The sequence below is a fragment of the Azovibrio sp. genome, assembly GCF_049658005.1.
Taxonomy (GTDB): domain Bacteria; phylum Pseudomonadota; class Gammaproteobacteria; order Burkholderiales; family Rhodocyclaceae; genus Azovibrio.
This window is the reverse complement of sequence record NZ_JBASOH010000135.1, coordinates 1-18,920: the sequence shown is the minus strand read 5'-3', so window position 1 is coordinate 18,920 and position 18,920 is coordinate 1. Positions and strand designations below refer to the sequence as shown.

At 65.0% G+C, this 18,920-nt stretch carries 23 protein-coding genes; 22 read left to right on the top strand and 1 reads right to left on the bottom strand.

The features are described 5' to 3' along the window. The first annotated feature begins 26 nt into the window (after positions 1-26). The 11 genes from WBH99_RS13170 to WBH99_RS13120 all read left to right on the top strand — a co-directional run bounded on the left by WBH99_RS13170 (position 27) and on the right by WBH99_RS13120 (position 11,492). The gene (locus tag WBH99_RS13170) at positions 27-893 is read left to right on the top strand and encodes an HlyC/CorC family transporter (RefSeq protein ID WP_424220551.1); all 867 of its coding nucleotides are present in this window, start codon (positions 27-29) and stop codon (positions 891-893) included. Next, positions 890-2,380, top strand: coding sequence for an apolipoprotein N-acyltransferase (lnt, locus tag WBH99_RS13165; protein ID WP_424220550.1), 1,491 nt, complete (start codon positions 890-892; stop codon positions 2,378-2,380). The genes WBH99_RS13170 and lnt overlap by 4 nt, the downstream gene beginning before the upstream one ends. Before the next feature lie 34 nt (positions 2,381-2,414). Beyond that, positions 2,415-3,371: a glycine--tRNA ligase subunit alpha gene (gene glyQ, locus WBH99_RS13160; RefSeq protein ID WP_424220549.1), complete on the top strand. Its 957-nt coding sequence runs from the start codon at positions 2,415-2,417 to the stop codon at positions 3,369-3,371. A 1-nt stretch (position 3,372) separates the two neighbouring features. Continuing rightward, complete coding sequence (gene glyS, locus WBH99_RS13155; protein WP_424220548.1) at positions 3,373-5,493, top strand: glycine--tRNA ligase subunit beta; 2,121 nt, start codon at positions 3,373-3,375, stop codon at positions 5,491-5,493. A gap of 3 nt (positions 5,494-5,496) precedes the next feature. Continuing rightward, positions 5,497-6,042, top strand: coding sequence for a D-glycero-beta-D-manno-heptose 1,7-bisphosphate 7-phosphatase (gene gmhB / locus WBH99_RS13150; protein ID WP_424220547.1), 546 nt, complete (start codon positions 5,497-5,499; stop codon positions 6,040-6,042). Continuing rightward, a complete protein-coding gene (locus tag WBH99_RS13145) occupies positions 6,039-6,806 on the top strand; it encodes a lysophospholipid acyltransferase family protein (protein ID WP_424220546.1) in 768 nt (255 codons plus the stop codon). The genes gmhB and WBH99_RS13145 overlap by 4 nt, the downstream gene beginning before the upstream one ends. Beyond that, positions 6,790-7,521, top strand: a complete 732-nt coding sequence (locus tag WBH99_RS13140; RefSeq protein ID WP_424220545.1) for a M48 family metallopeptidase — start codon at positions 6,790-6,792, stop codon at positions 7,519-7,521. Before WBH99_RS13145 ends, WBH99_RS13140 begins: the two co-directional genes overlap by 17 nt. Positions 7,522-7,531: 10 nt before the next feature. Then, positions 7,532-7,930 carry a lactoylglutathione lyase gene (gene gloA / locus WBH99_RS13135; RefSeq protein ID WP_424220544.1) on the top strand — a complete coding sequence of 133 codons (399 nt, stop codon included), beginning with the start codon at positions 7,532-7,534 and terminating at the stop codon, positions 7,928-7,930. Between the two features lie 70 nt (positions 7,931-8,000). Beyond that, a complete protein-coding gene (locus tag WBH99_RS13130; RefSeq protein WP_424220543.1) occupies positions 8,001-8,366 on the top strand; it encodes a response regulator in 366 nt (121 codons plus the stop codon). Next, positions 8,363-8,965 carry a hypothetical protein gene (locus WBH99_RS13125; RefSeq protein ID WP_424220542.1) on the top strand — a complete coding sequence of 201 codons (603 nt, stop codon included), beginning with the start codon at positions 8,363-8,365 and terminating at the stop codon, positions 8,963-8,965. Before WBH99_RS13130 ends, WBH99_RS13125 begins: the two co-directional genes overlap by 4 nt. Before the next feature lie 13 nt (positions 8,966-8,978). Then, positions 8,979-11,492 carry an EAL domain-containing protein gene (locus WBH99_RS13120; protein WP_424220541.1) on the top strand — a complete coding sequence of 838 codons (2,514 nt, stop codon included), beginning with the start codon at positions 8,979-8,981 and terminating at the stop codon, positions 11,490-11,492. Positions 11,493-11,581: 89 nt separating this feature from the next. On the opposite strand, the gene WBH99_RS13115 is transcribed toward WBH99_RS13120, so the two are convergent. Continuing rightward, positions 11,582-12,040, bottom strand: a complete 459-nt coding sequence (locus WBH99_RS13115; RefSeq protein ID WP_424220540.1) for a GNAT family N-acetyltransferase — start codon at positions 12,038-12,040, stop codon at positions 11,582-11,584. Positions 12,041-12,209: 169 nt separating this feature from the next. On the opposite strand from WBH99_RS13115, the gene nifE reads away from it, so the two are divergent. The 11 genes from nifE to nifU all read left to right on the top strand — a co-directional run. Continuing rightward, the gene (gene nifE, locus WBH99_RS13110; protein ID WP_424220539.1) at positions 12,210-13,610 is read left to right on the top strand and encodes a nitrogenase iron-molybdenum cofactor biosynthesis protein NifE; all 1,401 of its coding nucleotides are present in this window, start codon (positions 12,210-12,212) and stop codon (positions 13,608-13,610) included. 13 nt (positions 13,611-13,623) lie between these two features. Continuing rightward, complete coding sequence (gene nifN, locus WBH99_RS13105) at positions 13,624-15,021, top strand: nitrogenase iron-molybdenum cofactor biosynthesis protein NifN (RefSeq protein ID WP_424220538.1); 1,398 nt, start codon at positions 13,624-13,626, stop codon at positions 15,019-15,021. Positions 15,022-15,037: 16 nt separating this feature from the next. Next, positions 15,038-15,463, top strand: coding sequence for a NifB/NifX family molybdenum-iron cluster-binding protein (locus tag WBH99_RS13100; RefSeq protein WP_424220537.1), 426 nt, complete (start codon positions 15,038-15,040; stop codon positions 15,461-15,463). Further along, positions 15,460-15,948 (top strand): SoxR reducing system RseC family protein, encoded by a 489-nt coding sequence (locus WBH99_RS13095; protein ID WP_424220536.1) that lies wholly within the window; start codon positions 15,460-15,462, stop codon positions 15,946-15,948. Before WBH99_RS13100 ends, WBH99_RS13095 begins: the two co-directional genes overlap by 4 nt. Beyond that, the gene (locus tag WBH99_RS13090; protein ID WP_424220535.1) at positions 15,938-16,405 is read left to right on the top strand and encodes a NifX-associated nitrogen fixation protein; all 468 of its coding nucleotides are present in this window, start codon (positions 15,938-15,940) and stop codon (positions 16,403-16,405) included. The genes WBH99_RS13095 and WBH99_RS13090 overlap by 11 nt, the downstream gene beginning before the upstream one ends. Before the next feature lie 24 nt (positions 16,406-16,429). Beyond that, a complete protein-coding gene (locus WBH99_RS13085; protein ID WP_424220534.1) occupies positions 16,430-16,657 on the top strand; it encodes a CCE_0567 family metalloprotein in 228 nt (75 codons plus the stop codon). A 22-nt stretch (positions 16,658-16,679) separates the two neighbouring features. Continuing rightward, a complete protein-coding gene (fdxB, locus tag WBH99_RS13080; RefSeq protein ID WP_424220533.1) occupies positions 16,680-16,967 on the top strand; it encodes a ferredoxin III, nif-specific in 288 nt (95 codons plus the stop codon). 23 nt (positions 16,968-16,990) lie between these two features. Then, complete coding sequence (locus tag WBH99_RS13075; RefSeq protein WP_424220532.1) at positions 16,991-17,374, top strand: hypothetical protein; 384 nt, start codon at positions 16,991-16,993, stop codon at positions 17,372-17,374. Beyond that, positions 17,371-17,796 (top strand): hypothetical protein, encoded by a 426-nt coding sequence (locus WBH99_RS13070; RefSeq protein WP_424220531.1) that lies wholly within the window; start codon positions 17,371-17,373, stop codon positions 17,794-17,796. The genes WBH99_RS13075 and WBH99_RS13070 overlap by 4 nt, the downstream gene beginning before the upstream one ends. A 172-nt stretch (positions 17,797-17,968) precedes the next feature. Continuing rightward, positions 17,969-18,292 (top strand): HesB/IscA family protein, encoded by a 324-nt coding sequence (locus WBH99_RS13065; RefSeq protein WP_424220530.1) that lies wholly within the window; start codon positions 17,969-17,971, stop codon positions 18,290-18,292. Positions 18,293-18,304: 12 nt separating this feature from the next. Continuing rightward, on the top strand, positions 18,305-18,920 hold a 616-nt coding region (nifU, locus tag WBH99_RS13060; protein ID WP_424220529.1), incomplete at its 3' end, for a Fe-S cluster assembly protein NifU.

The following is an 18,920-nucleotide window of genomic DNA, read 5'->3' as shown; positions in this document are numbered from 1 at the left end:
ACGCCCCGGAAATAGACGCCCTCACCATGGACAGTCCCCATTCGCCCCGACCGAGTTTTCTAGAACGCCTTTCTTCCCGGCTCCTGAGGCAGCCCGAGGACCGGGAGCAACTCCTGCAGCTGCTGCACTCCGCCTACGAGCGCAAGCTCATGGATGCCGATGCCCTCACCATCATCGAGGGTGCCCTGTCGGCCTCCGAAACCCGTGTCGCCGACATGCTGGTGCCCCGGACCCAGATGAATGTCATCGACATCAATGACCCCCTCGCCAGAATCATTCCCGTGGTGATCGAGGCCACCCACTCCCGCTTTCCCGTGGTGGATGGGGATCGGGACAACGTGCTGGGCATCCTGCTCGCCAAGGACCTGCTGCGGGCGAGCCTGAAACAGGATTTCAAGCTGCGCGACTGGCTGCGGCCGGCCGTGTTCATTCCCGAATCCAAGCGCCTCAACGTGCTGCTGCGGGAGTTCCGCCTCTCCCGCAACCACATGGCCATCGTGGTCGATGAGTACGGCGGCGTGGCGGGCCTGGTGACCATCGAGGATGTGCTCGAACAGATCGTCGGCGACATCGAGCACGAATATGACTCCGACGAGGCGCACGACAACATCCGCCTGGATGCCGCCGGCCGCTACCTGGTCAAGGCCCAGACCGGGATCGAGGATTTCAACGCGGCCTTCGGCACCCATTTTTCCGATGACGAATTCGATACCGTGGGCGGCCTGATCCTGCGTCACCTGGGCCGGGTCCCCAAGCGCAACGAGCAGGTGGAAATCGACGGCGTGCGTTTTCATGTGCTGCGCGCCGACAGCCGCCGCCTCTACACCCTGGTGGCCGAGCCCTTTCGTGCGGCGGAGGCCGGGAAGAACGACTTGCAACGGGAAAAGGCTTGAGACTGTTTTTGCTTGCCGCCCGGCTGCAGCAAGGGCGTATCGCCCTGTTGCCCGCCTTCCTGGCCGGAGCAGCCGGGGTATTCGCCTTTGCTCCCTTTGAACAGTTCTGGCTCCTGCCCTTGCTGCTGGCCCTCTTGTTCCGCCTGCTCTCCCTCGCCGCCGACTGGCGCCAGGCGGCCTGGCGCGGCGGGGCCTTCGGGTTCGGCCTGTTCCTGGCCGGGGTTTCCTGGGTCTATGTCAGCCTCTCCAGCTTCGGGGGCATGTCCATGCCCCTGGCGGCCCTGGCGACCTTGCTGTTCTGTGTCTATCTGGCCCTGTTTCCGGCTTTGCTCGGAGGGGTGTTCCGGCGCTTTTTCCCATCCTCGGCAGGACATCAGGCCCTGCTCTTTGCCGGGCTCTGGGCCCTGACCGAGCTTTTCAGGGGCTGGCTCTTTACCGGCTTTCCCTGGTTGGCGCTGGGTTATGCCCAGGTGCCGCCCAGCCCCCTGGCGGGCTACGCGCCCCTGATCGGAGTGTATGGCCTGTCCCTGCTCTCGGCCCTGGCCGGCGCCTGGCTGCTGTGGCGCCCCTGGGGCTGGCTCGGCATCGGGCTCTTGCTGGCCGGGGGCTTGGGGCTGCAGCAGGTCCACTGGACCGAGGCCCGGGGCGAGCCGGTCAGCGTCGCCCTGGTGCAAGGCAACATCGCCCAGGATCTGAAGTGGCAGCCCGAGCGTTTTGCCGCCACCCTGGCGCTGTACCGGGACCTGGTCGCCCGCCACCCGGCCCGGCTCACCATCCTGCCGGAAACGGCCTTGCCGGCCTTGCTCGGCCACCTGCCCCGCGATTACCTGATGGAACTCAAGGCCCTGGCCCAGCGCCAGCAGGGGGATCTGCTCCTGGGAGTCCCCACCGGGGAGGGTGAGACTTACTGGAACAGTGCGGTGAGTCTTGGCACTTCCCCCAGTCAGCAGTATTCCAAGTCGCACCTGGTGCCCTTCGGGGAATTCATTCCCCCTGGCTTTGCCTGGTTCCTGCAGCTCGCCCACATTCCCATGTCCAGCTTCAGCGCCGGGCCGGTGCCGCAGCCGCCCCTGGCCATCGCCGGGCAGCAGGTGGCCGTCAACATCTGCTACGAAGACCTGTTTGGCCGCGAACTGCTGCCCGCCGTGCCCGCCGCCACCCTGCTGGTGAATATGTCCAATACCGCCTGGTTCGGCCATTCCCTGGCCCAGCCCCAGCACCTGCAGATCGCCCGCCTGCGCGCCCTGGAAACCGGGCGGCCGATGCTGCGCGCCACCAATACCGGCATGACCGCCGTGGTGGGGCCGGACGGGCGGGTGCTGGGCCGCCTCGAAGCCTTCCGCACCGGGGTTCTGGAAATCCAGGTCCAGGGTCATGGCGGACAGACCCCCTACGCCCGCCTGGGAGACTGGGGCGCGCTGCTGCTGGCCTTGCTTGCCGTGTGGCCTGCCCTGCCGGGTATCCCTGCCCGGCGCAAAAGCAAGTAAAATCCAGGGCTTTCCGTCTTTCCGAGTGCGTCCCATGACCGCCAGCCACCCTTCTGCGAACAAGCCCACCTTCCAGGAAATCATCCTGCGCCTGCAGCAGTACTGGAGCGCCAAGGGCTGCGCCCTCTTGCAGCCCTACGACATGGAAGTGGGGGCCGGCACGAGCCACACCGCCACCTTTTTGCGCGCCATCGGTCCCGAGCCCTGGAAGGCCGCCTACGTCCAGCCCTCGCGCCGGCCCAAGGATGGCCGCTATGGCGAAAACCCGAACCGCATGCAGCACTACTATCAGTATCAGGTGGTATTGAAGCCGGCGCCGGACGACATCCTCGAACTCTATCTGGGCTCCCTCGCGGCCCTGGGCTTCGACCTGCAGCACAACGACGTGCGCTTCGTCGAGGACGACTGGGAAAACCCCAGCCTGGGCGCCTGGGGCCTGGGCTGGGAAGTCTGGATGAACGGCATGGAAGTGACGCAATTCACCTACTTCCAGCAGGTCGGCGGCATCGACTGCAAGCCCATCACCGGCGAGATCACCTACGGCCTGGAGCGCCTGGCCATGTACCTGCAGGGCGTGGAGAACGTCTATGACCTGAGCTGGACCGAGGGGCTCACCTACGGCGACGTCTATCACCAGAACGAGGTGGAGCAGTCGGCCTACAACTTCGAGCATTCCGATGTCGATTTCCTCTTTGCCGCCTTCGGCGCCCACGAGAAAGAGGCGCAGCACCTGATGCAGGCCCAACTGGCGCTGCCCGCCTATGAGCAGGTGCTGAAAGCCGCCCACACCTTCAACCTGCTCGATGCCCGCGGTGCCATTTCCGTCACCGAGCGCGCCGCCTACATCGGCCGCATCCGCAACCTGGCGCGCAGCGTCGCCCAGGCTTACCTCGATTCCCGCGCCCGTCTCGGCTTCCCCATGGCCCCGCGCGCCTGGGCCAATGAAGTGCTGGCCAGGCTCGAAGAACAAAATGCAAGGAAAGCCGCCTGAAATGACTGCCAAGAACCTGCTCGTCGAACTGTTTGTTGAAGAACTGCCGCCCAAGGCCCTGAAGCAGATGGGCGAGGCCTTTGCCAGCGCCTTGGCCGCCGCCCTCAAAAAAGAAGGACTCGCGCCCGAAAGCGCCACGGTCACCGCCTTTGCCTCGCCGCGCCGCCTGGCGGCCCATGTCACCGAGGTGCTGGCCGTGGCCCCGGACAGGCCCGTGGTGCAAAAGCTGATGCCGGTGGCGGTGGGGCTCGATGCCGACGGCAACCCCACTCCGGCGCTCCTGAAGAAGTTGGCCGCCCTGGGCGCTGATACCCGCATCGTCCCCGCCCTACGCCGGGAAAGCGACGGCAAGGGCGAGACGCTCTTTTATGACAGCCTGGCCAGGGGGGTGAGCCTTGCCGCCGGGCTGCAAAAGGCGCTCGAAGCGGCGCTGGCGGCCCTGCCCATCCCCAAGGTCATGAGCTACCAGCTCGCCGATGGCTGGCGCAGCGTCCATTTCGTCCGCCCGGCGCACGGGCTCGTGGCATTGCATGGCAGCGAGGTGGTGCCGGTGTCGGTGTTGGGCCTCGAGGCGGGCAACACGACCCGCGGTCACCGTTTCGAAGCCGCCGCCGATCCGGTCGTGATCCCCGATGCCGATGCCTACGCCGCAACCCTGCAGCGCCAGGGGGCCGTGATCGCCTCTTTTGCCGAGCGCCGGGCCGAGATCATGCGCCAGCTCGCCGCCGCAGCCGCAGCCGCCGGCGGCAAGCCGGTCGAGGACGAGGCCCTGCTTGACGAAGTCACCGCCCTGGTGGAGCGCCCCAACGTGCTGATCGGCCAGTTCGAGGCGGAATACCTGGCGGTGCCGCAGGAATGCCTGATCCTGACCATGAAGGCCAACCAGAAGTATTTTCCCCTGCTCGATGACAGTGTGGAAAATGCCGGCAAGCTCACCAACAAATTCCTGATCGTCAGCAACATCCGTCCGGCCGACCCGGCCGCGGTGATCGGCGGCAACGAGCGGGTGGTGCGCCCGCGCCTGGCCGATGCCAAGTTCTTCTTCGATCAGGACCGCAAGAAATCCCTGGAATCGCGCATCCCCGGCCTTGCCAAGGTGGTCTATCACAACAAGCTGGGCACCCAGGGCGAACGGGTGCAGCGCGTGGCCGCCATCGCCCGCCTGATCGCCGATAGCCTGGGCGGCGGGGAACTGGCGCACAAGGCCGAGCAGGCCGCGCTGCTTGCCAAGGCCGACCTGCTGACCGACATGGTGGGTGAATTCCCCGAGCTGCAGGGCGTCATGGGCCGTTACTACGCCTTGCATGACGGCCTCGATGCCGAGGTGGCCGACGCCATCGAGGATCACTACAAGCCCCGCTTCGCCGGCGACAGCCTGCCGCGCAGCTTGGTCGGCACCCTCGTGGCCCTGGCCGACAAGCTCGAAACCCTGGTGGGCATGTTCGGCATCGGCCAGATGCCCACCGGCGACAAGGACCCCTTCGCCCTGCGCCGCCACGCCCTGGGCGTGATCCGCATGCTTGCCGAAGGCAATCTGGACCTGCCCCTGGAAGCCATGCTGGCCGCCGTGGCTGAAAAATTCTCGGCCGTGGAGGGATTCCAGCCCGCCACCGCCCAGCTTGCCGATTTCATCTACGAACGTCTGGCCGGCAATCTCAGGGAGCAGGGCTATACGGCCCAGGAAGTCGATGCCGTGGTCTCGCAACGGCCGCAACGCCTGGGCGACATTCCCAAGCGCCTGGCTGCCGTGCGCGCCTTCCTGGCCCTGCCGGAAGCCACCGCCCTGGCCGCCGCCAACAAGCGGGTCGGCAATATCCTGAAGAAGGTGGAAAACCCTGTCGAGCCGGTGGTGGATAACGCGCTCCTCGAGGAAGCCGCCGAAATCGCCCTGCACGATGCGCTGGTGGACGTGGTGCCCCTGGCCGATGCCGCCTTCGTCACCGGCGACTACACGGAATCCCTGACGGCCCTGGCGGCGCTGCGCGGGCCGGTGGATGCCTTCTTCGACGAGGTGATGGTGAATGCGGACGACCCGGTCCTGCGGGCCAATCGCCTGGGGCTGCTGGCCAAGCTGCACGGGGCCATGAATCAGGTGGCCGACCTCGCCAAACTCTCGGTCTGAACCATGCCAACCAAACTTGTCATTCTCGACCGCGACGGCGTCATCAATTTCGACTCGGTCCAATTCATCAAGAGCCCGGCCGAGTGGAAGCCGATTCCCGGCAGTCTGGAAGCCATCGCCCGGCTCAATCAGGCAGGCTACAAGGTGCTGGTGGCCACCAACCAGTCCGGCGTGGGCCGCGGCCTGTTCGATATGGACACCCTGAATGCCATCCACGACAAGATGCACAAGGCCCTGGCTGCCGCGGGGGGCCGGATCGATGCCATTTTCTTCTGCCCCCATGCCGCCGACTCCCAGTGCGAATGCCGCAAGCCGAAACCCGGCATGTTCCTGCGCATTGCCAGCTGCCTGAATGCTGACCTCAAAGGGGTGCCGGCCATCGGGGATTCCCTGCGCGACCTGCAGGCCGGCGCCGCCGTAGGCTGCCGGCCGATACTGGTACTGACCGGCAAGGGCGAAAAAACCCGGGAAGACGGCGGCCTGCCCGAGGGCACGCTGGAATTCGCGGATCTGGCGGCGGCGGTGGATTACCTGCTGGAGCAAGCATGATCGTTCTGCGTTCCACCCTGTTCTGGCTGCTGACGGTCCTGCTCACCATTCCCTTCGGCATTGCCCTGGTGCTGCTGACCCTGTTGCCCCTCAAGGCCCGCTTCTACACCGTGCATCTGTGGCGCATGGGCTTCATGTTTCTGGCGCGCTGGGTGCTGGGGGTGAAGATGGTGGTCAAGGGCCGGGAGAACATTCCCGCCCAGCCCATCCTGGTGCTGTCCAAGCACGAGTCGGCCTGGGAGACCGTGGCCCTGCAGGAAATCTTCATTCCCACCGTGTTCGTGCTCAAGCAGGAACTGCTGAAGATTCCCTTTTTCGGCTGGGGCCTGGCCGCCCTGCGCATGATCGCCATTGATCGCAACGGGGGCAAGGAAGCCCTGCGGCAGATGCTCGAACAAGGCAAGGATCGGCTGGCCCAGGGCATCTGGGTCGTGGTGTTTCCGGAAGGCACCCGCGTGCCGCCCGGCCAGCGCGTGCGCTACAAGCTCGGCGCCGCCTACCTGGCCACCAGGACCGGCACGCCGGTGCTGCCCGTGGCGCACAATGCCGCCGACGTGTGGCCGAAGAAGGCGCTGCTCATCCAGCCCGGCACCATTACCGTCAGCATCGGCCCCCCCATCGAGACCAAGGGACTCAAGGATGCCCAGGTCAATGCGGCCGTGGAGGCCTGGATCGAGGCGGAGATGCGCCGCCTGTCGCCACAACGCTACCTGCCCCGGGAGGCCGGCACCGCGGGAACCGAGGCCGATGGCGCCCAGGTCTAGCCCCCTGAAAGGCCAGATCGAGCCCGAGCGCCAGTGCAGCCTCGATATTCACGGGCAGACCGTCTGCTATGGCCTCTATCGCAGCCGGCGCCGCACCATCGGCCTGAGCGTGGATCATCGGGGCCTGCGGGTCGGCGCTCCCCTGGGGGCGGCCTTGCGGGACATCGAATCCCTGCTGCGCGAGCATGGACAGTGGGTGCTGGACAAGCTGGCGCACTGGCAGGCGCAGAGGGCTGCAGCCACGCTGGTGGACGGCAGCCGCTTTCCCTGGCTGGGCCAGCCCCTGCAACTCCTGCTGCCCGATGGGCTGACCCGTTCCCGTTGGGGCGCAGCTGAATTGCAGTTGGCCGTGCCGGCGGGCAAGGCAATCGAGCCCGTTTTGCGCCGGGTTTTGCAGCAGCGGGCCCGGAGTCTGTTCCTGGCGCGGCTGGAAATCCATGCGGCCCGCCTGGGCGTGCCGACTCCGCCGCTGTTCCTCTCTTCGGCCCGGACCCGCTGGGGGAGTTGCAACAGCAAGGGGGAAATCCGCCTCTCCTGGCGCCTGGGGCATGTTTCCCTCGCCCTGATCGACTACGTGGTGATCCACGAGCTGGCGCACCTCAAGGAAATGAACCACGGCCCGCGCTTTTGGGCGATAGTGGAGCGGCTGTACCCCGACTGGCGCTGGGCCAGGGCGGAATTGCAACGGCAGGCTTCGGGCCTGCCACCTTTGTAAGGAGTCGTTCATGCGGATTTTGCACACCATGATCCGGGTCGGTGACCTGGAGCGTTCGATCCAGTTCTACACCGAGGTGCTGGGCATGCAGCTCTTGCGCCGCCAGGATTATCCGGAGGGCCGCTTCACCCTGGCCTTCGTCGGCTACGGCCCGGAATCAGAAGGGGCCGTGATCGAACTGACCTACAACTGGGATACGTCCCGCTACGAGCTGGGCAACGGTTTTGGCCACATTGCCCTGGAAGTGCCGGATGCCGCTGCCGCCTGCGCCGGAATCAAGGCCCGGGGCGGCAAGGTGGTGCGGGAAGCCGGGCCGATGCAGCATGGCAGCACCATCATCGCCTTCGTGGAAGACCCGGACGGCTACAAGATTGAACTGATTCAGCACCCAGGGCATGAACCCGCTTGACGCGAGCGGGCGCAGCGGGATAATCGCCCCCTTTGGTCGGACATTACGAGGCAGCGAGGCTGGCGCGAACATGAAGGTATTGGTGGTGGATGACAGCAAGGTGGCGCGCACGATTATCCGCGCCGTGATTCTCGACCAGCACCCGGACTGGAGCGTGAGCGAGGCCCCCAATGCGGCCGAGGCCCTGGCGCTGGCCGCCCGGGAGCCCTTTGACATCTTTTCCATCGACATCAACATGCCCGGAGTGGATGGTTTTACCCTGGTCGAGCAGCTGCGCGCCCAGGGTGCCCAGGGGCGCATGGCCCTCTTTTCCGCCAATGTCCAGGAGCCGGTGCGGCAACGGGCGGCGGACCTGGGGGTGGCCTTCATTTCCAAGCCGGTGACGCCCATTTCCGTGACGGCCCTGCTGGCGGCGGTGGGCTGCGGGACAGCATGACCGACTGGAGCGAACTGGAACTGGATGCCCTGACCGAAGCCTTCAATGTCGGGGTGGGCTCGGCGGCCGCGGTGTTGAGCAAGATGGTGGGGGCCGAGGTGGTGCTGTCGGTGCCGGAACTGCGGGTGGTGGACAAGGCGGCGGCCCTGGCATCCTTCGGGCTTGCCGTGAGCGACCGGGTTTGCGCCGTGGTGCAACCTTATGGCGGCGCTTTTGAATCCAGGGCCCTGCTGATGTTTACCGAAGCCAGGAGCTATGACCTGGTACGGGCCGTGGTGCCGGACTACATGACGGACATGCAGATGGGCGACATGGCCCAGGATGCCCTGATCGAAGTGGGCAATCTGGTCCTCGATGCCTGCCTGACGGCGGTGGGCGACTTGCTGGCCTGCACCTTGACGACCCGGGTACCCGCGCTGGTCAAGGGCGAAGCGGGCGAGGTGATGGCCCAGATGGAAGGCAACGAGATGATGCTGCTGCACATGCTCTTTTCCATCAAGGACAAGAATATCGACGGTTACGTCGGTTTCCTGCTCGACCAGCAAGCCATGCAGGCCCTGCAGCAAGCCGTGGCGCGCTTCCTCAGCGCCCACCTCTGAACCGGAGTTTTGCATGGTGATGCCCTCTCCTCCCGACGACCTGACCACACGTCTGGCCGCGGCGGCCCTGGAGCAATCCATGACGGGCCAGGTGGTGTATGACCGGGAGCTGCGGGTACGGGTCTGGAACGGCTGGATGGTAAAAGTCTCGGGCATCAGCTGTGCCGCCGCCCTGAACCGGCGTCTGGATGAGATTTTTCCCACCCTGCGGGGTTCTTACCTGCTGTCCGTGCTGGAGCAGGTGGTGAGCCAGGGGCGCTCCTTTCTGCTCTCTTCCATGCTGCATCGGGAGCTTTTCCCCTTCTACCTGCCCCTTTCCCGGGAACGCAAGGAGCTCATGCGCCAGCAGGTCTGTGCCCTGCCCCTGGACCAGGGGGAAGAGGGCATGTTCGGCATGGTGCAGATTGTCGATGTGACCCAGGCGGCCCGGCGCGAAGGGGCCATGCACGAAGCCGAACAAAAATTGCGCACCTTGATCGACAACATGCCCGATGTGGTCCTGTTCAAGGATGGCGAGGGCCGCTGGATCGAAGCCAATCATGCCGCCCAGGAGGTTTTTGCGGTGACCCCGGGGATGTATCGGGGTCGAAGCGATGCCGATATCGCCCTCAAGAACCCGCATCTGGACTATCTCCTCAAGCGGTTCCAGGAAAGCGACCAAGTGGCCTGGGAGAGCGGCAAGCCGCACCGTTCCGACGAAATACTGCTGGATCAAGATGGCCGGGAACGGGTGTTCGACACCATCAAGGCGCCCATCTTCCAGCCCGATGGCAGCCGTCGCGGCCTGGTGATCATTGGCCGCGATGTGACCGACCGCAAGCAGGCCGAGCGCGATCTGGCGCTGGCCAAGCAGGTGTTCGAGCACAGCGCCGAATCGATCATCGTCACCGACCGCAACAACTGCATTGTCTCGGTCAACCCGGCCTTCGCGCACACCACCGGCTATAGCGCCGAGGAGGTGATCGGCAAGAAACCGTCGGTGCTGCGCTCCGGTGCCCATGACAATGATTTTTATGCCGCCATGTGGTCGGCCATTCTCGGCAAGGGCAACTGGTCGGGCGAAATCATAGATCGGCGCAAGGACGGATCCACTTACCCGAAGTGGCTCTCCATCAGCGCCGTGCGGGGGGCGGACGGGGAGATCGAGAACTTCATCGCCCTGTTCTCCGACATCAGCGAACGCAAGGCAGTAGAACAGCGCATCCGCTATCTGGCCGAGCACGACTTCCTGACCGGCCTGCCCAACCGGGTGCTGCTCACCGACCGGGTCAGCCAGGCCATCGCCTTCGCCCGCCGCAACCGTACCCGCCTGGCCCTGATGTTCCTGGACCTGGACCGCTTCAAGAGCATCAACGACACGCTGGGCCACAATATCGGAGATGAGTTGCTGCGCGTCATCACCCAGCGACTCCTGACCCATGTACGGGCCAGCGATACGGTGAGCCGTCTGGGCGGCGATGAATTCGTCCTGCTCTTGCTGGAGGTGAATGACGAGGGCGACGTTGCCCATCTGGCCCGCAATATCCTGGACGCGCTGATCGAGCCGGTGCGGGTGGGTGAGCATGAGCTCAATGTGAGCGGCAGCATCGGCATCGCCATGTATCCGGAACACGGCCAGGATATCGACACCCTGATGAAGTGTGCCGATACCGCCATGTATCAGGCCAAGGCGGCCGGGCGTAATGCTCACGCCTTTTTTTCGGCCGAAATGGATGTGGCGGCGCGCGGTCGCCATGCGATGGAAGGCGCTTTGCGTCATGCCCTGACGCGCCGTGAATTCATCCTGCACTACCAGCCTCAGGCCGATGTGGCCGTGGGCGGCGTGGTGGCGCTGGAGGCCTTGCTGCGCTGGAACCGCCCCGGCTTTGGCCTGGTACCGCCCGACGACTTCATTCCCGTGGCCGAAGAGTCCGGCCTGATCGTGCCCATCACCGAATGGATTCTCGATGAAGTCTGCCGGCAGCTGCGCCAGTGGCGGGAGGGCGGGATGGTGCATGTGCCGGTGGCCATCAACCTCTCGCCGGTCCAGTTTCGCCGCGAGGGGCTCTACGAAATCGCCATGGAAAAGGTGAAGCAATACGGCCTGCTGCCCAGCGACATCGAATTCGAGATCACCGAGAACGTGCTGATGCTCAACACCGAAACGGTGATGCGCACCCTGGACCGGCTGCGGGCCGCGGGTTTCCACCTCATCATCGACGACTTCGGCACGGGTTACTCCAGTCTTTCTTACCTGAAGCGCTTCCCGGTGGTGAAGCTCAAGATCGACCGCTCCTTTGTGCGCGACGTGAGCGACGACCCCGACGACGCCGCCATTGCCGGCGCCATCATCGGCATGGCGCGCAGTTTGAAATTAGGCGTGGTGGCCGAAGGGGTGGAGAAGAGCGAACAGCTCGATTTCCTGCGCCAGGAGCAGTGCAAGTCGATGCAGGGCTATCTCCTGTCCCGCCCCCTGCCGGCGGACGAACTGGAGCGGGCGCTCAAGGCCGGCCTGAGCCTGCCGGGCCTGGGTCAGGCGCAGGATTAGTCCCTCGCCGGCCCCTTCATTTCCCTTTTCCCGGGGCGGGCCAGCCTTGCAGCCAGCCACTGCAGCCGGTCACGACAAGATCCGGCGCATCACGCCGCAAGACCCAGCCGCATCACCTGCATTGCCGAAGGCTGAAAGCCGAAGCGGCCATAGAACGCCTGGGCCCGCCGGTTGTCATGGTCGGTGAGCAGGGTGACCCGGGCCAGGCCCCGGCTGCGGCTCCAGTCCAGCACCCCGCCTAGCAGCCGTTGCGCCAGCCCCTGGCCCCGGTGTCCGGCGCGGATGATCAGGTCTTCCAGTATCCCGACGCGGGCCCCTTCGGCGGTGCTGATGGTAAGCAGCAGATTCACCATCCCCAGCACCTCGCCGCCCTGGCGCAACACGAACAACTGGCCGGCCGCCGGGTTGTCGAGCAGCATCTGCAAACCCCGTTGCTGCTTTTTCGGGTCCGGCTGGAAATCATGTTCCTGGGCAAAGAGTTCGCCTAGCAAGGCCACCATGGCGGGCAGATCGGCGGCGGCGGCGGTTTCGACAACGGGGGCGGACATGCGCTGGCTCCTGAGACAAAATTGGGCGCCGATTATGTCCCAGCCCTGCGGGCTTTTGTGGTTTGTCGCCTTTGCGACAAACGCCAAAAGCCCACAAACCCATGAAAATCAACATCCTGGAACATGGCACCGCTCTTGCTAGAAGGTAGGCAAACTTCTGGAGGTGTCCATGAAAGCCAGCGAAATCCAGGCCCTGCTCGATGAGCCCGCCTGTAGCCACAACAGCAAGGAAAAGTCCGGCTGCGCCCGGCCCCAACCCGGCGCCACCGCTGGCGGCTGTGCCTTTGATGGCGCCCAGATCGCCCTCCTGCCCATCGCCGATGTGGCCCACATCGTCCATGGCCCCATCGCCTGCGCCGGCAGCTCCTGGGATAACCGGGGCACCCGCTCCTCCGGCCCCGCCCTGTACCGCATCGGCATGACCACCGATCTGTCGGAAACCGACGTGGTCATGGGCCGCGCCGAAAAACGCCTGTTCCATGCCATCAAGCAGGCCATCGAGGAATACCGGCCCGCCGCCGTATTCGTGTATGCCACCTGCGTCACCGCGCTGGTGGGTGACGACATGGAAGCGGTGTGCAAGGCCGCCACCGAACGCTGGGGCACCCCGGTGATCCCCATCGATGCCGCCGGTTTCTACGGCACCAAGAACCTGGGCAACCGCCTCGCCGGCGAAGCCATGTTCCAGTATGTGATCGGCACCGCCGAACCCAGGCCCGCCCTGCCCCACCCGGACGGCATCCCCACCTACGACGTCAACCTGATCGGCGAATACAACATCGCCGGCGAGTTCTGGCATGTGGCGCCCCTGTTCGACAAACTGGGCCTGCGCATTCTCGGCACCTTGTCCGGCGACTCCCGTTTCCATGAAGTGCAGACCATGCACCGGGGCCGGGTGAACATGGTGGTGTGTGCCAAGGCCCTGCTCAACGTGGCCCGCAAGATGCAGGAAAACTTTGGCATCCCCTTCTTCGAAGGCAGCTTCTACGGGGTCCAGGACACCTCCAACGCCCTGCGCGACTTCGCCCGCCTGATCGGCGACCCGGACCTGATGGCCCGCACCGAAGCCCTGATCGGCGTTGAAGAAGCCCGGGCCCATGCCGCCCTGGAGCCCTGGCGCAAGCGCCTCGAAGGCAAGCGGGTGCTGCTTTATACCGGCGGGGTGAAATCCTGGTCGATCGTTTCCGCCCTCCAGGACCTGGGCATGACCGTGGTGGCAACCGGCACCAAGAAATCCACCGAGGAAGACAAGGCCCGCATCCGCGAACTGATGGGCGAGAACACCAGGATGATCGACGACGGCAGCCCCAAGGCCCTGTTGTCCACCTACAAGGAATACCGGGCCGACATCCTGATCGCCGGGGGCCGCAATCTCTATACCGCCCTGAAGGCCCGCATCCCCTTCCTCGACATCAATCAGGAACGGGAATTCGGCTACGCCGGCTACACCGGCATGGAAGAACTGGCCCGGCAACTGGCCCTCTCCATCGAGAGCCCGGTCTGGAACGCGGTACGAAAACCCGCCCCCTGGGCCAGACAGAACGCCGCCGGCACCGTGCTGGCCGCCTGATCAGGAGCGCTTCATGGCTGAAATCATCAAATCCACCAAGGCCCTGGCCGTAAACCCCCTCAAGGTCAGCCAGACCATCGGCGCTGCCCTGGCCTTCCTCGGCCTCAACCGCAGCCTGCCCCTGATGCACGGCTCCCAGGGCTGTACCGCCTTCGGCAAGGTGTTCTTCGTGCGCCACTTCCGGGAGCCGATTCCCCTGCAGACCACGGCCATGGATCAGGTGTCCTCGATCATGGGTGCCGACGAAAACATCGTTGCAGCCCTTGCCACCTTGTCCGGCAAGAGCAGGCCCGATGTGATCGGCCTGGTCACCACCGGCCTCTCCGAAACCCAGGGCACCGACATCCACCGCTCGGTCAAGGCATTTCGCGCCGCCCACCCGGAATTCGACCATGTAGCCGTGGTGCCGGTGAATACGCCCGACTATCTGGGCTGCCTCGAAACCGGCTACGCCCTGGCCCTCGAAGCCATCATCGAGACCCTGGTACCCGAGCGTCGCAACGCCGGCCGCCGCCCCAGGCAGGTCAATGTGCTGGCCTCCAGCATGCTGACTCCCGGTGACATCGAGGACATCAAGGCATGGATCGAAGCCTTCGGCCTGCGGCCCATCGTGCTGCCGGACATCGCCGACGCCCTGGACGGCCATCTGGTGGAAGCCGAGTTCTCGGCCCTGACCATCGGCGGCACACCCAAGGGCGAGATTGGCGACATGGGCGAATCCGCCGCCACCCTGGTGATCGGCAAGTCCCTCGACAAGGCGGCCGACAAGCTGGCGGCCCGCACCGGCGTGCCCGACTACCGCTTCACCGGCCTGATGGGCCTGGACGAGTGCGATGCCTTCACCCAGGCCCTGGCCGGGATTTCCGGCAAGCCGGTGCCCGGGCAGATCGAGCGGCAGCGGGCCCAGCTCCAGGACGCCATGGTGGATAGCCACTTCATGCTCGGCTTCGCCCGCCTGGCGATTGCCGCCGACCCGGACCTGCTGGTGATGCTGGGCAACTTCGCCCTGGGCATGGGCGCCGAAGTCGTGGCCGCCGTCTCGCCGGTGCGGGCCGAATCCCTGGCCGAACTCGATATCGGCAGCATCACCATCGGCGACCTGGCCGACCTGGAAAGCCAGGCCCGCTTGCGCCAGGCCCAGTTGGTGATCACCAATTCCCACGGGGTAGAGACGGCCAGGCGGCTCGGTCTGCCCCTGCTGCGCGCCGGTTTCCCGCAATACGATCAGGTCGGCGGTTACGCCCGCACCTGGGTGGGCTATCGCGGCACGCGCCAAGCCCTGTTCGACCTCGCCAACCTCCTGCAGGCCCAGCACCATGACACCGAAGCCTACCGATCCCTGTACTGGCAAGACAGCCCCCGCGCCCTCGAAGCAGCTGGGGCGGCGCCTGCAACTGGTCTGGTCCACTGAGCCGGAGCCCGCCATCATGCTCAAACTTGCCTTCGCTTCCGACGACCGGGTCCGGGTCAACCAGCACTTCGGCGCGGCCCAGTCCTTCGTGGTCTATACCGTCACCCCGGCCGGCGCCACCGTCAGCGGCTTCGGAGCATTCCCCGAAGAAGCCATGGATGGCAACGAAAACAAGCTGCTCGCCAAGGTGGATTTTCTCGCCGGCTGCGACGCGGTGTTCGTCCATGCCATCGGCGCCTCGGCCATCAAGCAGTTGCTGGCCAAGGGCGTGCAGCCGATCCGGGTCACCGAGGTGGATGCCATCGACGAGCTGATCAAGGACGTCAGCGCCGCCATGGTGGAAGGCGGCGTGCCCTGGATCGACCGGGCCCTGGCCGCCCAGTCCAGGGCCGCCGGCCCGGACCGCTTCGCCGCCATGGAAGAAGAAGGCTGGAAGGGATGATGATGGATCCCCAGGACACTCCCCAGGGCACGGTTCTGGCCATTGCCGACGGCAAGGCCACGGTCAGCATCGAAACCGGTGGCTGCAAGGGTTGCGGCCACGGCCAGGACTGCAGCATCGGCAAGGTGGGCGCCGGCCGCCCGGCCGCCCGGCTGACCCTGGACGCCCCCGCCGGTCTCCGGGTCGGCGACCGGATCCGCCTTTCCCTGCCGGCCAGCAGTTTGCCCCGGATGGCCCTGCTCGGTTACCTGTTCCCCGCCCTGGCCATGCTCACCGGCGCCGGCATCGGCAATGCCAGCACGGGCAGCGACGCCGCCACCGCCCTGGGCGCCCTCATCGGCTTGCTCGCCGCCCTGGCCCTGATCCGGCTTGCCGTGCGCCGTCTGCCCGGCCTGATGCCCACCCCGAAGATCGTTGCAGTACCCCACTTCATCCCCATCGTTTCATCCCCCTTTACCGATACGGAGCCCCACCATGAGCGCTGAAGCCGTCGCCGAACGCGATCCCATCCTCGATACCGATTTCATCAAGGAAATGGTGCGCCAGATGCGCGCCCTTGATACCTACGGCACCTACAACGGCTGGACTTTCGAACAGATCCTCGAACCCTACATCATGACCAAGGAAAAGAAGGCGCAGGTGCCCATCGTCGGCGACCCCGACGAAACCACCATCGCCCGGGTGAAATGCTTCTACAACGCCATTTCGGTGTTGATCGAAAAGGAATGCAAGCTGATGGCCGTCCCTCTGGTGCACCTGACTCACGAAGGCTTCGGCCGCGCCTTGATCACCGTCGGCAAGCTGGTCGTGGTGGAGAAAACCCTGCGCGACGTGCATCGCTTCGGCTTCCCCAGCCTCTCCCGGATGAAGGATGACGCGGACGCACTGCTGGGCATTGCCCTGGAGCGGATCGGGAGGTATCCCGAAGTCGCGGGGCTGTAAGCCAGCCCCGCAAGGAATCCTGCCATGAGCGAAGAAGAACCCATGAGCGAAGAAGAACTCAAGGCCCTGGACAAGGAGGTGAAGAAATTGAAGCGCATCGCCTCCGAATGGGCCTCACAAATGCATGACCTGGTAGAAGACCGCCTGCCGGCCGGCTATCAGGAAATTCCGGGCCTCGCCCAATCCACCTTTGATGCCTGCAAGGCCTGGGCCGACGCCAACGCCCGTCTCGAAGCCGCGCGGCAATCCTGAACCCTCGAGAAAGGAGCTTCACATGTCCCACATCACCGGCCTGACCCTGGGCGGCGCCGTCTGGATTCCCGAATTCGTCACCGCCATCAACCAGGAAACCTGCATCGGCTGCGGCCGCTGCTACAAGGTTTGCCCCCGCGACGTCCTCGACCTGATCGAAAAGGATCTCGATGAGCTGGACGACGGCGACGACAACAACGCTTCCGTGATGACCCTGAAGAATGCCATGGACTGCATCGGCTGCGGCGCCTGCAACCGGGTATGCCCGAAGAAGTGCTACACCTACGCCGCTTCCCCGGCGCTGGCCTGATCCCGGCCCGAAAGCGGTCTGCCATGACGACCCTCCCCCCGGAGGCCGACCTGGCCGCTGTGGTCGCCACACACACCCGGCTGGGTGAGGCCGTCTGTGCCAGGATCCATCAGGCGGCAACCCGGCTGGGGGTGGACCTGGGCCCGAATCCGGCCTGGCCGGCCCCCAGCTATCGCCAGCAGACAGACCCCTATTCCGGGGAAATCAGCCTGATCGGCACCTGGAAGGACGGGCAGCGCTATGGCACGATCACCATTTTTCCCGACCTGCGCATCTTCGCTGAATACCAGATACTCGTCCCGCATCCCGAACTCGCCGGCCAGTTCGTCGAGGCGGTGCAAGTCTGGGGCAGCCTCGATCAACTCAAGAGCGACCCTGTGCTGCTCGCCATGCCGGAGTCGTCATGAGCGGTATCTCCCTGCCCCCCCGCATCCTCCTGCTGCACAAACAGAAAACCAGTGGCCGCCTGCGTTACCTGCGCCTGCCCGGCGGCATGCTCTGTTTCGAGCCCCTGCCCGGCGAGAGCACCCTTTTTTCCAGTGAGACCCCCCATGCTGCGGCCATTCACCCGGCCGGCTTCCTGCGCCAGACCGAAGAAAAACTGGAACTCCCCCCGGACAGCATCGAAGCCGTCACCGACTTCCACTGCTGGGCCAGCGGCCCGGATGGGGACATTCCCATCCTGCTGGGCGGCTTCACCGGCATCGACCCGCCATTTGCCGCAGCCGAAGCCCTGGGCGGCAAGTTCATCAACATCACCGAAGCCCGGGGCATCGTTGCCATCGAGCTCGACTTGATGCGGCGCGCTTATGAACACGTCCTGGGTTGATCCAGGCGCGCCGCACCCCGCAGGGGCATGCGCACCAGAATGCCCCCCGTGGCCTGTCACAAAACCGACAATGCCGTGCCAACAAAAACACAAGTCACTGTTTTGAATTGATTTTGTCATTTGGCACGGCCCTTGCTGAATAAGGCCATCCCCCTTTCATCGGAGAATCAACATGATCAATCTGACCCCGAAGGCCACTCAGGCCATCCAGCGTTTCATTCGCGGCTCCGAAACCCCCGTGGTGGGTTTGCGCCTGGTGATTTCCGGCGGCGGCTGCTCCGGCTTCCAGTACAACATGCGCCTCGAAACCGAGAAGGCCGAAGACGACCTTGAAATCGAAGTCGATGGCATCACCCTGCTGGTAGACCCCTTTACCCACCCCATGATCGACAACGTCACCATCGACTTCATCGACAGCCTCACCCATACCGGTTTCAAGTTTGACAACCCCAACGCCAGTGCCCAGTGTTCCTGTGGCTCGTCGTTCTCGGTCTAAGGAGATCAAAGCATGTGGGAATATTCTGACAAGGTTCGCGAGCATTTCTTCAACCCCCGCAATTCCGGCCCCCTCGAAGAAGCCAACGGCATCGGTGACGTGGGTTCCATCCAGTGCGGCGACGCCCTGCGCCTGATGCTCAAGGTGGATCCTGAAACCGAAGTGATCCAGGACGCCCATTTCCAGACCTTCGGCTGCGGCTCCGCCATTGCCTCTTCTTCGGCCTTGACCGAAATCATCAAGGGCATGACCCTGGACGAAGCCCTGCAGGTTTCCAACCAGAACATCGCCGATTACCTGGACGGCCTGCCCCCCGAAAAGATGCACTGCTCGGTGATGGGTCGTGAAGCCCTGCAGGCCGCCATCGCCAACTATCGTGGCGAAGTCTGGAGCGATGACCACGAGGAAGGCGCCCTGATCTGCAAGTGCTTCGCCATCGACGCGGTGATGATCGAGGACGTGGTCAAGGCCAACAACCTGAACACGGTCGAGGAAGTCACCTTCTACACCAAGGCCGGCGGCGGTTGCACCTCCTGCCACGAAGGCATCGAGGAAATCCTGGCCAGGGTCAAGAGCGAACGGGCCGGCCCCGGCGAAACCTCGCCCCCGCGGCAGCAGACCGGGACCC

Coding starts and splice junctions, on each gene's coding strand:
- WBH99_RS13170 (WP_424220551.1), top strand. CDS start 27: ATGGACAGTCCCCATTCGCCCCGACCGAGTTTTCTAGAACGCCTTTCT.
- glyQ (WP_424220549.1), top strand. CDS start 2,415: ATGACCGCCAGCCACCCTTCTGCGAACAAGCCCACCTTCCAGGAAATC.
- glyS (WP_424220548.1), top strand. CDS start 3,373: ATGACTGCCAAGAACCTGCTCGTCGAACTGTTTGTTGAAGAACTGCCG.
- gmhB (WP_424220547.1), top strand. CDS start 5,497: ATGCCAACCAAACTTGTCATTCTCGACCGCGACGGCGTCATCAATTTC.
- WBH99_RS13145 (WP_424220546.1), top strand. CDS start 6,039: ATGATCGTTCTGCGTTCCACCCTGTTCTGGCTGCTGACGGTCCTGCTC.
- WBH99_RS13140 (WP_424220545.1), top strand. CDS start 6,790: ATGGCGCCCAGGTCTAGCCCCCTGAAAGGCCAGATCGAGCCCGAGCGC.
- gloA (WP_424220544.1), top strand. CDS start 7,532: ATGCGGATTTTGCACACCATGATCCGGGTCGGTGACCTGGAGCGTTCG.
- WBH99_RS13130 (WP_424220543.1), top strand. CDS start 8,001: ATGAAGGTATTGGTGGTGGATGACAGCAAGGTGGCGCGCACGATTATC.
- WBH99_RS13125 (WP_424220542.1), top strand. CDS start 8,363: ATGACCGACTGGAGCGAACTGGAACTGGATGCCCTGACCGAAGCCTTC.
- WBH99_RS13120 (WP_424220541.1), top strand. CDS start 8,979: ATGGTGATGCCCTCTCCTCCCGACGACCTGACCACACGTCTGGCCGCG.
- WBH99_RS13115 (WP_424220540.1), bottom strand. CDS start 12,040: ATGTCCGCCCCCGTTGTCGAAACCGCCGCCGCCGCCGATCTGCCCGCC.
- nifE (WP_424220539.1), top strand. CDS start 12,210: ATGAAAGCCAGCGAAATCCAGGCCCTGCTCGATGAGCCCGCCTGTAGC.
- nifN (WP_424220538.1), top strand. CDS start 13,624: ATGGCTGAAATCATCAAATCCACCAAGGCCCTGGCCGTAAACCCCCTC.
- WBH99_RS13100 (WP_424220537.1), top strand. CDS start 15,038: ATGCTCAAACTTGCCTTCGCTTCCGACGACCGGGTCCGGGTCAACCAG.
- WBH99_RS13095 (WP_424220536.1), top strand. CDS start 15,460: ATGATGATGGATCCCCAGGACACTCCCCAGGGCACGGTTCTGGCCATT.
- WBH99_RS13090 (WP_424220535.1), top strand. CDS start 15,938: ATGAGCGCTGAAGCCGTCGCCGAACGCGATCCCATCCTCGATACCGAT.
- WBH99_RS13085 (WP_424220534.1), top strand. CDS start 16,430: ATGAGCGAAGAAGAACCCATGAGCGAAGAAGAACTCAAGGCCCTGGAC.
- fdxB (WP_424220533.1), top strand. CDS start 16,680: ATGTCCCACATCACCGGCCTGACCCTGGGCGGCGCCGTCTGGATTCCC.
- WBH99_RS13075 (WP_424220532.1), top strand. CDS start 16,991: ATGACGACCCTCCCCCCGGAGGCCGACCTGGCCGCTGTGGTCGCCACA.
- WBH99_RS13070 (WP_424220531.1), top strand. CDS start 17,371: ATGAGCGGTATCTCCCTGCCCCCCCGCATCCTCCTGCTGCACAAACAG.
- WBH99_RS13065 (WP_424220530.1), top strand. CDS start 17,969: ATGATCAATCTGACCCCGAAGGCCACTCAGGCCATCCAGCGTTTCATT.